General features: G+C 33.5%; 10 protein-coding genes. 3 read left to right on the forward strand and 7 right to left on the reverse strand.

Annotation, left to right across the window (positions count from 1 at the left end; all coding sequences use genetic code 11):
* Window positions 1-2: 2 nt before the first annotated feature.
* The 4 genes from OL225_RS04975 to OL225_RS04990 form a co-directional block, all read right to left on the reverse strand.
* Window positions 3-719 (reverse strand): hypothetical protein, encoded by a 717-nt coding sequence (locus tag OL225_RS04975; RefSeq protein ID WP_264517482.1) that lies wholly within the window; start codon window positions 717-719, stop codon window positions 3-5.
* A 3-nt stretch (window positions 720-722) separates the two neighbouring features.
* Window positions 723-1,787 carry a hypothetical protein gene (locus tag OL225_RS04980; protein ID WP_264517483.1) on the reverse strand — a complete coding sequence of 355 codons (1,065 nt, stop codon included), beginning with the start codon at window positions 1,785-1,787 and terminating at the stop codon, window positions 723-725.
* A complete protein-coding gene (locus OL225_RS04985) occupies window positions 1,777-4,125 on the reverse strand; it encodes an ATP-binding protein (RefSeq protein ID WP_264517484.1) in 2,349 nt (782 codons plus the stop codon). Before OL225_RS04985 ends, OL225_RS04980 begins: the two co-directional genes overlap by 11 nt.
* Before the next feature lie 298 nt (window positions 4,126-4,423).
* Window positions 4,424-4,645 carry a hypothetical protein gene (locus tag OL225_RS04990; protein ID WP_047421839.1) on the reverse strand — a complete coding sequence of 74 codons (222 nt, stop codon included), beginning with the start codon at window positions 4,643-4,645 and terminating at the stop codon, window positions 4,424-4,426.
* 92 nt (window positions 4,646-4,737) lie between these two features.
* On the opposite strand from OL225_RS04990, the gene OL225_RS04995 reads away from it, so the two are divergent.
* Both OL225_RS04995 and OL225_RS05000 read left to right on the forward strand, forming a co-directional pair.
* Complete coding sequence (locus tag OL225_RS04995; protein ID WP_264517485.1) at window positions 4,738-5,259, forward strand: hypothetical protein; 522 nt, start codon at window positions 4,738-4,740, stop codon at window positions 5,257-5,259.
* Between the two features lie 800 nt (window positions 5,260-6,059).
* Window positions 6,060-7,202, forward strand: a complete 1,143-nt coding sequence (locus OL225_RS05000; RefSeq protein WP_264517486.1) for a serine hydrolase domain-containing protein — start codon at window positions 6,060-6,062, stop codon at window positions 7,200-7,202.
* Between the two features lie 67 nt (window positions 7,203-7,269).
* On the opposite strand, the gene OL225_RS05005 is transcribed toward OL225_RS05000, so the two are convergent.
* The 3 genes from OL225_RS05005 to OL225_RS05015 all read right to left on the reverse strand — a co-directional run bounded on the left by OL225_RS05005 (window position 7,270) and on the right by OL225_RS05015 (window position 12,696).
* Window positions 7,270-8,328 carry a serine hydrolase domain-containing protein gene (locus OL225_RS05005; RefSeq protein ID WP_264517487.1) on the reverse strand — a complete coding sequence of 353 codons (1,059 nt, stop codon included), beginning with the start codon at window positions 8,326-8,328 and terminating at the stop codon, window positions 7,270-7,272.
* Between the two features lie 140 nt (window positions 8,329-8,468).
* Window positions 8,469-9,623 carry a helix-turn-helix domain-containing protein gene (locus OL225_RS05010; protein ID WP_264517488.1) on the reverse strand — a complete coding sequence of 385 codons (1,155 nt, stop codon included), beginning with the start codon at window positions 9,621-9,623 and terminating at the stop codon, window positions 8,469-8,471.
* 676 nt (window positions 9,624-10,299) lie between these two features.
* Window positions 10,300-12,696: a hypothetical protein gene (locus OL225_RS05015; RefSeq protein ID WP_264517489.1), complete on the reverse strand. Its 2,397-nt coding sequence runs from the start codon at window positions 12,694-12,696 to the stop codon at window positions 10,300-10,302.
* 361 nt (window positions 12,697-13,057) lie between these two features.
* Between OL225_RS05015 and egtD the strand changes: the two genes are divergently transcribed.
* Window positions 13,058-14,038 carry an L-histidine N(alpha)-methyltransferase gene (gene egtD, locus OL225_RS05020; protein WP_047378150.1) on the forward strand — a complete coding sequence of 327 codons (981 nt, stop codon included), beginning with the start codon at window positions 13,058-13,060 and terminating at the stop codon, window positions 14,036-14,038.

Here is a 14,038-nt window from a genome sequence, read left to right on the forward strand (position 1 = left end):
TGTCAATGAATGTATAAAGGAAATACATTTCTAAAATTAAAATCATCATGCCTGCAGTCTGTTTCAAATGATTTGAAATAAATGTCCCACATAAGCTTCTGTGAGTCTATTATAATTGATTGATAATCATGATCATTTAAAAGGTCCATTTTTTTTGGAACATCTTTCGAACTTATAAAATTATTTATGATAAAATGTAACCCTAAAAATAGATCCATTGGGGGATGAGGAATTCTTGGAAAATCAATCAATAAGATTTCCCCTGTCTCCATTCCTTCTAATTTTTGACCTCCTCCCTGAAAATGATAATACGGGTGAGTATATTTTGGCTCTGCTGAAGCGATATTTTTATCTAGATGCCATGCATAGTTATATTCTTTTGCGTCTTCGTCATAACCAACAATTTGTATATCGAAAGCATACTCTTCAATTAAATCATTTTTATTATAATCTCTAGCAGAATCTATTAATATATAATGATCAAAATAAATTATAAAATCTTTAATAGCAATAGGAGTTGTACCAGAAATACAGTGGTTAATATTTATTATTATTTCTTTAGCATCAATGTTGAATTTTCCATTATAGTTAATTTGGGAGTATATTACACTTTCTAATTTTCGTAAATTAACTAATTCTACTGGAATATTATAAGCGCTAAATTTTTTTATTAAAGTAGATAAGTTTCTATAAAATGAATTGTAGTTCCATCTAGACATATTTTATAGTGTTTTATTGTATTCAATCATTTTCTCTCTATCTATGTTATTAAGATATTTATTTAGTTTAGAAGATTCTAGAGATGCTTCCATTGAAATATACTCGTTATCTTGCCAAGGAAGTAAATTTTTCTTTCGTAGCTCTAATCCATCTAATGGATCAATAGGTAGAAGTTTATCAAGGCAGATTGTCCAAAAATATTCGCTTTTAGAATGAGTTGATTTTTCTAACGGTATTAATCTTTTTAAGCCAGTTATTTGCGTAATTTTTTCACACCTCGCGGGTCCTTTTAATCTTCTAATATTTTGTCCGTCAGTTTTTTTTAGCCACCATTCTTCAATTTCGTTCCACCACCATCTATTATGTGAAGTTGAATAGATACCTTTGTATTTGTATTCAGTAAACTCGTTAAGTAATGAATTCCAGTCTAATGAATCTTTTTTAATTCCTAGTCTAGCTGATAGGACGTCTTCTCCTACAAGAAAATTAAATGATTTTATTATCTTATGATAGATATAAAAAGCAATTTTATTTATGTTATCTTTATATTGATCTCCTTCTAAAGTTTCTTTTACTAAATAATCAACTCCTGAATATTGATCATCTGTAGCTTGCAAAATTTTTTGTAAATTATTATCCGATGAAGCAATTGTTTTATAACCTTCAATAAATGATTTGATTCTTGTACACATTTCGGGTAACCTTTGTCGGAATTCTGTTTTAGTTTTTACAAAGTCAAACAAATCATGACTAGTAAAGTCTTTATAATATGTACTTATATTTTCTTGATTGGTAATTAAGAAGATAGGTTTATATTTTTTGTCTTCAATATTTTTTGTCCTAAGATTTTGAGCTAATGATGGAGCATTGAATAATATAACATTATTTGATTCTTCATCTAATTTAAAATCCAATAATATTGCCTGAAAAGTATCAGATATCATTTCTACAAATACTTTATCAAAGCTTGTAGGCTTATGTGGAGTGACTTCAATATCATGTTGTTCAATATCCATGGCAAGTGAACTTGCTTCAAGATCTTCAATGTATATAATTTTATATGCCATATTTTTCTAAATCTTTTTCTGTTGCTTTTGGAATTTCTATTCTTATAGTTGTAGAATAATCTTCCTTAGGAGAAGCTACAAATATATTTCCTCTGTAACTTTTTACAGTATCTTTTACTATCTTTAATCCAAGCCCTGTTCCTGATATTTCATTAGAAGGGGCAAAACTTTCAAAATTAATTGATGAAGTTGTAGTAAAAAACTCATCAAAAATTCTCTCTTCAATTTCAGCTGAAATGCCATCACCATTATCTGAAAATTCGAGATATACTAGATTTTCAACATCGCCACATTCAATAAGAATTTTACCTTGAACACCTGCTCTTTTTATAGCTTTTATTGAGTTTGTGTATAAATTAAATAATATTGAAGACCACTCTGATGGATGCATAGGTTTAGTAAATAATCTATATTTTCTAAATATTGGCTCTTCAAATATTGAAATTTTATTATCTAAAAGGCCACTTTCTAATGAGTTTATGAAGTCTTTTGTGATCACTCTTAAATCCAATGGTATCAGCTCACGTATTAAATTTTGTGATACAACATTATCAAAATATGAAGTGTAATTATTAAAAGTAGTGAAATTATTATCTAGTAATGTTAATCTCTTCAAAGCAACATGATCGTTATCAAGTTTTCTAATAAGAAAATTAATATCACTCTTTATGTTATCTGTATAATATTTGATTTCATGTATAAATTGCGCAATTGTTAAACCTACACTGCTCAGAACTCTTAACATAGATTTTTCTTTTAGAAAATCTGCTTGCTCCTCTTTTTGCAGCTTGTCAATTTCGGAAATTGTTTTTTTTAATGCATCTAATTTTTTCTTTCTTCTTTTTTTAACTTCTATACTATTGGTCTCATTCTCTAAAGCTTGATCAAGTTCTTCAAGTGTATGAGAAATATTTTTTATACGTAAATCAATTTTTTCCCAATTTCCTTCCCGGTCTTTCGTTTGGCCTGATGTAACTTTTATATTTCGAAGTTCAGCAACTTTTAGAACACCAGTTATTAATGTTCTATAAACAAAGTTTTGCATTTCTATTAGCGCATCGTTTTCGGTCAGTCCCTCCCTACTTGATGTTTCATAAAAATAGTTTTCATGATCAACTAATTGAACAAATCCAAAGAAATTATTGTTTGAATGTGGTGGCAGTATTGATCTTTGTCTAGCAGATTTATCTAACTTTAGCCAATCATTAGATGGCTCACCATATGGTAATACTCTAAATCCATTTCTGTATAATCTTATTCCACCTTGAGTGGCTGCTAGTTTTTTTATTAATGTTGATTGGGTTGCGGGTATCAGATCGGATTCATAAATAAAATAATAAGCCTTGAAATTAAGATTTTTTATAAATTTAAATGGAACACCCTCAATATCTGGATCACTACTTATATCACCAATTTCATTGATATCTAATTTTTTACTTATAATACTAAATATTCCTTTTCCTTCACCATTGATATGACCATCTATTTCGGCAACAGCATGGTCGTAAATCATTTTCTGATTATCAGCAATTGTTTTCCGAACTCCATTATCTACTTTGTAAAATTTTGTTGAAAAAATATTTTCTGAATATTCGTCATTATCTTTACTTGAGTCTTTAATTTGTGATTTTTCAATAATTGGTTTTAAAGTGTAAGGTTGAATTATATCCGAAACATATCTATAAATTCTCTTGATAGATGCTTCTGACCATTTATCCCGTAAATCACTTATAATTAGCTCCGTCCCAGATTTATCCTTGCTTGGTATTTCTTCTAATAAGTTATATATAGAATTTAAATCAGAATCAGCAAGATATTTGTTCCAATCTATTGTTAATTTAAGACATGTATCAGACCTCTCAGTTTGAGTCAGAATTGTTAATTTACTACCAAGTCTTTGTACTGCAAATCTACCTATCCCTTTTTGACCAGCTCTTTTTCTATTAAATAATTTTGAAAATTGGTTATGTATTTTATTAGTAGAAGATATTCGCATAAAACCATTAATTAGTTCGTCTCGACTCATACCTGCTCCATTATCTTTAATTTTTAAAATACCTCCAACATCATTAGTATCAATAAAACGTAATTCAACTAAAGTGGCGTCAGCATCGTAAGAATTTTTAACTAATTCTGAAACAGCTGTTTCTTGCCTTGCAACTAATTCTTTACCAAGTCTATCTATTACCCCAGAATCAATAGAAAATCGCACTTTACTTTTATCTAAGTCAGCTATTTCTCCCGACAACTTAATAATTTTAGAACTATCAATAATATCCTTTGATAATTCAATATTTAAATCATTCTTTAAAAGGTTAAGTTTTTCTTGATCGTTCATTAAAAAACATTAATATTAAATATGTAAATATACTAAAAATAGGTAAGGCTATTGGTATAATTAATTATCATATTTTTTTTTCATAATTATTTTTCTAGTTGTTAACTTCAAAGATATAGCACTTTTTTTTTATTACATTACGGCTTTCCGTAAACAACAAAAATAAAAATCACTTTAAAATTTCGATTCAGTATTTTCACGGAAATTTTTAAAATTTCAAACGAAAATACTTTCAAAATTTCGACATAAAAAAATCCCAACTCTCGTCAGGATTTATTCATTATATTATTTTCGTAATCTATATTCCAACCATCTTAAAGAAGCTGGCAAGCGTTAAGTTCTTAGCATGGCAAATTCGCATGATTGTAAGAAGAGCAATTTGATAATTTTCATCATCTTTTATTCTTCGGACAGTCTTTTCATCAATATTGTGATCTACTGCAAATTTACTGTTATTGTTCAAAGGGATAACCCATTCATCCCTTATAAATTCAACAATCTTTCTATTTGCTTCTGTCATAGAAACAAATAAATTACTTATTCTTATAAAAATCTCGGACTCAAGTCCGAATATTTGCAATTTTTTATTACATTTATAAAAAAAATACAAACATGAAAAAGACAAGCATACATTTTGAACCTCAGCTTTGGAAAGGCGGTAAGAAGCGCTCTGGGTTACAGCTGATGGAGAATTTTTACCAGTTCAATGATCTGGCAGTCTCTAAAGAGAAGTTAAACAGCATTATGAGTTACGCCGTAAAGCGAAACAGCTGGATCAATGAAGATCCATCGGTAGTTTTTCAGTTTCATCAGGCGGTGCGGTCGTTTGTGCGTGCCTGCTACCTCATCCATTTGGAAGGAAAGAAATGGGTTACAGATCCTCCGTTGGAAAATCCTTCTCCATGGGTTCTCGGCTTACTTTCGGAGAAAGAATACCAAAATCCAGTGTTGGTTTTTAAAAAAGCATTCAAAGAATACAGTGTCAAAGAGTTTGATTATTTTATGTCCGGGATAGTCTATTTCTCAATGGGAGCCTACGATAAACTTCCGGAAACAAATCTTGTTAATCCATATTTGCACCTGCTGAAAATGCTGGATGCGGGGCATCTTATGCTGGAAAGGAGAGGAAAGTAGGAGCTGGGAGCGTGAGGCTGGAAGATGGAAGTCATTGTAAGGTGTAGTGATAGCTGGTTGGTATGGATACCTATTAATTTCAAGGCTGTCATTCTGAACGAAATGGAATGTAGTGAAGAATCTCATATATTTTAAGGAGATTCTTCCTTCGTCAGAATGACAATACTAAGCTAAGGATTTAACGCAAAGGTTTACTACTATCATTATCTTATTATAAGGGAGCAAAGCTGGAATCAATTTCATTGATTTTTCTAAGCGGACGCATAGCCTTACAGTTTCATCCGCGACTTTGTCGCCCTCTTTGCACCCTTATTAATAAATGGATTGAAAATTTTCTTTGCGTTTAAAGAAACAGAAGGTTGGAAGATAGTTGAGAAATGTAGTGAAGAATCTCATATATTTCCAGGGAGATTCTTCCTTCGTCAGAATGACAGTGCTAAGCTAAGGATTTAACGCAAAGGTTTACTAAAATTATTATTCTATTACAAGGGAGCAAAGCTGGAATCAATTTCATTGATTTTTCTAAGCGGACGCATAGCCTTACAGCTTCATCTGCGACTTTGTTGCCCTCTTAGCTTCCTTTTTAATAAACGGATTGAAAATTTTCTTTGCGTTTAAAGAAACAAAAGACTGGAAGATAAAAGTTATTTTAGGCCGCATACAATGACGTTTTTTAGATAAAAATAAAAAACTCCTGAAGCAGAGCATACTACTGATGATATTCTTTGTATTTTTAGTACGGCAACAAAGGCGAAGAAAGTATTGGCCTTTCAATCCGAAATATTGTAAGCAAATAGAAAATGAACAGCAAAATAATACAATCCATCTTTGGCTTATCTTTTACCTTACTTCTTCTTTCCTGTTCGGGAACAAAGCATGCTGCTGAGGTTGAAAAGCTGAAAAGAGATTCACTCTATACCGAAATTCAGCGAATCGGTTTGGAAGCAACCAAAAATAACAATGTTCCCGGAGTAGCCATAGCTGTTATTCAGAATGGAAAAATAGTCTGGACACAATGTATAGGGTTTGCTGATAAAGAAAACCAAAAGCCGGTAACCACAGAAACCATTTTTAATGTAGGTTCTGTTTCTAAAATGGTATCTGCATGGGGATTGATGCAACTTACAGAAAAAGGGCTTGTAAACCTGGATAACCCAGTAAATGAATACCTGACCCGCTGGAAATTACCCGTTTCCCAATATGATATATCAAAAGTTACTCTGAAGCGTATTCTCAGTCATACGGCAGGGCTTTCGGTACATGGTTACGGAGGTTCTGAACAAGGAACAAAATTGTTGAGTCTGGAAGAATCTCTTTCCGGAAAGACAAAAAGAAACGGAGAAAGTGTACGTTTAATAAGCGAGCCGGGAACACAGTGGGAGTATTCAGGCGGTGGCTACACATTAGCACAGCTGATGCTGGAAGAAAGAACGAAGGAGAAATTTGCAGATTATATGAAAAAGAATGTTTTCAACCCTTTAGGATTGAATCATACTACATATGAATGGACTGAAGAAATGATGCAAAATTCTGCAACAGCTTATGATGCTTCGGGTAAACCTATAAAGAACAGAATATTTACAGAACAGGCTGCAGCAGGATTGCAAACAACAGTTTTGGACCTGGCGCATTTCGCAGAACTGTCACTAAACTATGAACAAAGCCAACTACATAAAGTGTTGAAACCGGCAACCGTACAATTGATGGAGAAACCTGTTTTACCATTTTCTGATAAAGGAAAAAGCGGTCTTGGATATAGGTTCATGAATTATGAAGGGCTTGAAACAGTAGGGCATACCGGAGAAAATGAGGGCTGGAGCGCTGGCCTGTTTATGCATTTTCCCACAAAGAGCAGTATTGTAATTCTCTGTAATGGCTCAAACGGAGATCGTGTTTGGTTCCCAATCTATCAGAGCTGGGCCAAAAGAATAAAAGCAAATTGAAACAGAGTACTGTAATAAAAAATCCAGAAAATTGTTTTCTGGATTTTTGTATGATGGCTTAGGAGATTTATTTCAGGACTTTGTCGTAGATCTCATTCAGCAGATTTTGTCTCATTTTTGAATTTCTTTGATTGAGAAGGATGATGATTCCCCATTTTTTTGCCCTGTTGTAGCAGATGATGGAAGATTGGCCCATAGAATCGCCGGACTTCAGATAAATGGTGTTCTGATCATCAGTGCTAATGGTAAGACCTAGTCCCATTTCTCTTTTTTCATCTTTATAGTAGAGCTTTTCTGTTAAAAGTGCGGCATCAGATATTGGATTTCCGTTGGTAAGAACAGCTTTCAGATAAGTGATCATATCCGAGGCATTAGATTTTACCAATCCTGCTGATGCTGTAATGTTCCACTTGAAAAATTCCTGAGCACCGCCATTGGGATTATATCCGGCTGTAATGTTTTTTACATTGAAATCCTTTGTCAATGTGTTGGTCATCTGCAGAGGAATGATTATTTTTTCACGAATTATTTCATCATAGCTTTTACCGTACACTTTTTCCAGTATTTGTCCAAGCAACGTATACCCAATGGTAGAATAACGGTATTTGCCATAATCAATGAGTTCACTGCAGTTGTTGACAATGGAAGTCAATGTATTTTCTGTGATGCTGCTTACAGGCTGCTGCGGATTCTGTTCTATTAATTTGGCGAAATCTATATCTGGTAAGCCAGACTGATGAGAAGCCAGATCTGAAATTTTGATTTTGTTTTTAAGATTTTTCTGTAAAATATATCCTTTAGGCAAATAGTTGTCGATATAATCCTCCGGTTTTAGCTTTTTCTCGATAACGGCCTGGGCAATTAAATTTGAAGTCAGAATTTTAGTAATAGACGCAATTTCAAATATGGAATTCTTGTTAATGTTAACAGAACTTTCTTTGCTCAGTTTTCCATAAGCCGTGTAATATTCCTCATCATTACTGATCAACCCGACACTGATTGACACGTCCGGATTTTTCTGATAATTGTCTTTGATGATGGAATCTATTTTTTTGGAAATATTCTGTCCAAAAGTAAAAGTACTGATCAATAATAGTACTGCTAGAAAAGTGAATGAAGTTTTCATTGTATCGTTATTTTAATGGTTAAAAATGATTTCGATACAAAGATGTGGAAGTGCTTACATCTAGGCGACCGAATAAAAGTATTCGGCCTCATTGGTCTGAAAAAATACGTTCGGGTAATGTAAGATAAGAGTACGAGTAATTACAAAGCGTTGTTTTGTAGTGTGTTGCGGTATTGGGTAGGCGTGTTTCCTGTATGCTTTTTAAAAGCAGTATTGAAGGAAGATTTTGAATTGAAACCTACTTCATACAGGATTTCCAGAATGGTTACTTTATTTTTTGTAGTGTCTTTTAAAATATTCATCGCATGCTCAATACGATATGTATTCACAAAATCGTAAAAATGCTGTCCTAATTGATGGTTGATAAGAACAGACAATTCACGAACGGGAATTTCAAGTTCTTTTGAAATATCCTGTATGGTCAAAGAAGGATTAAGAAACGGCTTTTCTTCTGCCATGAATTTCTTCAGTTTCAATAATTCTTCATTGTGTACATTTTCATTAACGGCTTCGGAATTATTATTTTTTTCCTCAGAAATAATATCGGAAACAAGCTTTAATTTGGAATCAATATTTCTGAAAAGACCAGGGTTATTCAATGCTTTGTACAGATACCAGCAGACAATAAAAAGCTGAAGGACCAATGCTCCTATTTTTATCCATTCTGAGATGTACGGATAATCCGAAAACTTGAAAATATTCTTCAAAAGAGCTATGGAATATAAAATGGTGAGTACAACCGTAAACTGGAAGAGCCAGTGGTAGGAATTGACATGGGTACCGGCATTATTTTCAAGGTAGAGCTTTTTGGCCTTTCTCAAAAGCAGAAATACAGCAGTAAAATAAACAATAACCTGAATATGAAACAGAATATGATTGAACTGAAGCTCTGTCATATGCTGACGATTGACAAGAAAATCAATTTTAGAAGCGGTATCTACAGCATAAAAACGAGGCAGCAAAACAATATTTACAATTAAAAACGGAAGGAGATGTATGAGGTATTTAGGTTTGAGCCTAAAATCAGAATAGCAAACAGACAGTACATACAGATAGAAAACAGGAATCTGTAAAAATGCAAATGTATTTCTCAGCATTCCCAGATTGGAGGGACCGTTAGAAATTGAATTCCATAAAGGATCGCTCACATCTATTGCAGTAAGGATAAGGAAAAAAGCAAAAAGACGATTACTGGTTTTGTGCTCTGTTTTAACTGTAAGTAAAAAAAATACAAGAAAGAATGAAACGAACAACGAGATTATCGTTACAAGACTTAATAAATTCATTTTATCCATTCATAATGCTTTATGTTCTGTATTTTGATCCAGGTTTTACTTTCGTAAATATAATTATTTAAAATAATTTAAAGAATGTTGTTTGTGCTTATGCAGTATGATGTAACGCAAAGATTTTATAATTTAAATATCATATTCTAAGGGAGCAAAGACGGAATCAACTTCATTGATTCTTTCTAAGCGAACATATAGCCACATAGCTTCATCCGCAACTTTGTCGCTCTCTTTGCTTCCTTTTTAGTAAACGGATTGAATATTTTCTTTGCGTTTAAGGAATATACAAAAGGCTGGAAGCTTGAGGAAGGAAGCTGGAAGTTGTTTTTAGTTGTAGCGGCTTATAGTCAACAAAACAGGCGACTTTTGGTTTTAGTGTCATTGACTACGTCGAATCTTTGATTTCTGAATACAGACTAAAAGTCTGCGAACATAGTTCAGGAATGTATGAAGAATCTCAGATGTCTACTTATCAATAAGATTCTTCCTTCGTCAGAATGACAATTCCTCGTTAGAAATCTAAGATTTGAGGTAGTCAATAATAGAGATAAAGTTATCATTTTAAAAAATACAACTTAAAAAAACACAAACAAGTATTCTTTATGACGATCATAACTTCCTCCTTCCAGCTTCCTGCTTCAAAACAAAAAAAGCCTTTCAAGATCATTGAAAGGCTTTTTTATTATTTCAAAATTTGCTGATCATAAAGAATATGGTCATCTTCATCAAAACTTATGATCAGTACTTTATATTGTTTGGCACTGTCGTTATTGAAGAATTTAATTCTTGGCGGAACGTAGTCGCTGTCAAATAAATTAGGGTTCCAGTAAAGGGTTTCTCTGGTGTCATTTTCAATTTTTGCCGGAGCATCTTCATCTATCATTTCAACAAGAAACTCTGAAGGTTTATCATATCCTTTGATGATGGCTGAGTTGTTCTTTGGAACTTCTTTTTCATTGGTTTTAGACTTCATATTGCCTTTCATGGTGTATATGGCTACGGCATCACCTATTAATCCTGATCCCTTAATAATTTTTACCATTGCAATATTACTTACAGGAAGGGACGAAATCATTGAACCATCAGTAAGTACCTCATCTAAATACAGCTTAGCCTGCTGGCCGCGGATGTAAGGCACGTTTACGCCTGAATTATTTCTTTGAAGTGTTAAACCTGCTGCTTTTCCCTGCAGCCAGTCTAGTATATTAGTATATGCTGTGGCATGCTGGTCTTCATTCACGAAGTCGAAGACTGTAGAATTTACAGAACTGAACATTCCGGTGGACAGTTGTTTGTCTAATTCTTCTTTTGGGTCTTTCTTTTTCCCTACCAATGCTACTTCCTGAATCTGGATATCATTACCTTCTATTTTTTTATAGTTTTTTTGAGTATTGATCGCTCTGGAAATTGCTGGGGGAAGGGTTTTATTTTTAGCAGATTTTATCAGTGTATATTTTGTACCCGGGAAGCTGCCTTTAAATTCTGAAGGAGTTACCAGCGGTTCTACGGTGACAAATAAATTATCAGTATTTGATTCTTTATTTTCTGAATTTACAAATAAGGAAACATTTACAGGTTCATCATTATTGAGATTACTCAAATAGACATATCCGTTTTGATCTGTTTTAAATTGATTGAAAGCAGGTTCATTTTTCCCTAATTGCAATACTAAATTTACATCGGAGTTGATCAGCAGAGCATTATTTTTAATAGGTTTTATTCTGTAAGAAAGATATTGCTGAGATTTGGTTTTAATGATGGGGGCAGTTCCGCTGAGTACGGAATTCCAGTCGAATCTCTTCCAGCTTTCAGAAATAAGCAGAGCGTCCAGTGCTTCACTATTGGCATTTTTGGAAAAATATTGTGCCGGGCTGTCTATTTTTGAAGTAAAATCTCCCGTTAACCACAGTCCGCTAAGGATATTATCTTCTTCCGGAGTTGAGGTGCCGTCATCTTCACTCACCAAAACAGTATAATTTTTAAAATAAGATTCCGGAGAAAGATCAATGCTGTTGAAAGCCCTTGGAGTTTGTTTTAAGCTCTGGGCTATGATTTCTGCTTTTTCAATCTTTAAATCACCGGGTTTTATAAAGCAAAGTCTTTGGGCCACAAGATTATCCTGCTCATCAAAAATGGCCAATTGCAAAACACCGTTGGCCCCGTTGCTGATTTTTGTGGGAATAAGACTTGAAGCCTCATTGGTTAAATGGTTGATATTTGCTCTATAAGCAAGATGGTTATTGATAAGTCCTACAATTTTATAACCCTGGAGCTGTTGTTTCAGATTAACGCCTTTTAAAGTGTATTTAATTCCTTCTTTAGAGCTGGAAATATCGACATTCAGACCGCTGTCAGCAACCTGCGGCAGATCTATTGTCAGGCTTTTTCCATTGTTATCCTGGATGACAGCCTGGTATTTTTTTCCTGATGCCGGAGTTATTCTAAAGGAAGCAACATTCTTATCGAAAGATTTAAATGTAGTGATAGGAGTTTTTGGATTTTGGGCATCAATTATTTTTCCGGTCCAATTTTCCGGTAAAGAAGAATTGCCGGATAATCTTACGGCAAATTTGGTAGGTATTCCGTTAATGAAAGTTCCGCCTTCCGGAAAGGCTTTTGCAGACCAGTCAGAATTTTTAGCAATCACTAATGATTCTGTGGAGTTAGGGTTGTAAACCGGAAGGGTTTTAACAATCTGAAAATCTTCGTTAAAATTGGTCATGTAAGGCGTATAAGCTCTCACAAAATAAACCTGTTCAGGAAGGTCTTCTTTCAGTTGGAAATCCCCGCTGCCTTCACCATTGGTAAGAAGTACCGTTTTCCAGTCTATTAATTTTTTATCAGAATTGTACAATTCAACAAATAGAGTAGTAGATAATGCAGAACGGTTATATCCGTCAAATACGAAACTTTTAAACCAGATTTTGTCACCAGCGGCATATTGGGATTTGTCGGTAAGTAAGTATACTTTCTCCTGTTCGTAATTATTCTCAAGATTGGTAATTGCTTTCTCTAATTTAGTTTGGGCCAGTACAGGCTGTACCATAGAAATAAGCAAAACACAGAATATATTTTTCATAAAAATCTCAGCGCATTTTAATTCTGGGCTAATTTAATCATTTAAAGACTTCGGAAAGGTTAAAAACTGATATTTATCCAATTTAAAGAATATTAGTTTCAGATTGTGATTCACTGGTTATTAACTGCAAAACTGTTGGTGGTCTTTATCGGAAAACTATGCTGATAAAGTGGTTTAATCAAGGAAGAGCACCCGTGAATTGTTCGTGTTTTATCAATAAAATGAGATGTGGTAGGTGAAATTCACAAATAAATCCTACCTTTAATTAGATGAATTGGAGACGCTTATAGGTACATGGGAAGTAATTCCGGTGTCGGCAAGATAGTTGTACTCAATGAACAACCAAAACAAAATACAAACTATGAATGTACCGTTAAAAAAAGATGATCATTTTAAAAATGAAGGTATCGATAATTTCGGTTCGGACGTTTTAAAAGGCTTGTCCGCTCATCCGAAAAAATTATCTTCAAAATATTTTTACGACAAAACAGGCGACCGCCTTTTCCAGCAGATTATGGCCATGCCGGAATATTATCTTACCAATTGTGAGCTGGATATATTTCAAAATAAAACTGAAGAACTCGCAAAAGCAATTTCCAATATCAATGAATCTTTTGATCTGATAGAATTAGGAGCAGGTGATGCGATGAAATCCTCTTATCTTCTCAAAAATTTAGTAGAGAAAGGAACAGATTTTACTTATATGCCTATTGATATTTCAGGAAATATTCTTTCTGTTTTGCAGGAAAACCTGAAGAGAAAATTGCCGGGGCTGGAAATATTACCGCTGGAAGGGGAGTATTTTGATATGCTTGATAAAGCCACCGGTATTTCAAAAAAGAAAAAAGTAGTCCTTTTTTTAGGCGGAAATATAGGGAATATGGAAAGTGAGGAAGCCAGACATTTCTGTAATGAAGTGAAAAGAAAACTGAATGCCGGAGACTTATTTCTCGTAGGTTTTGATCTTAAGAAAAATCCAAACACGATTCTTGCCGCATACAACGATTCAGCAGGAATTACCGCTTCGTTTAATCTTAATCTTTTGACAAGAATCAACCGGGAACTGAAAGCTGATTTCAAGATGGAAAATTTCCAGCATTATCAAAATTATGATCCGATTTCGGGAGCCTGCAGGAGTTTTCTGGTAAGTCTCTGTGATCAGGAAGTTCATGTGGGAAACCGTTTGTTTTACTTTAAAAAAGATGAGCTGATTGATATGGAAATTTCTCAGAAATTTTCTGAACAGGATATTAAAAAGCTGGCTGGAGATTCGGGATTTCATATCCTTGTTGAAATTAAAGATGCAAAAAACTGGTTTGTAGATTCTATTTGGATGGTCTAA

This window comes from Chryseobacterium viscerum (assembly GCF_025949665.1).
In the GTDB taxonomy this organism is placed as follows: domain Bacteria; phylum Bacteroidota; class Bacteroidia; order Flavobacteriales; family Weeksellaceae; genus Chryseobacterium; species Chryseobacterium viscerum_A.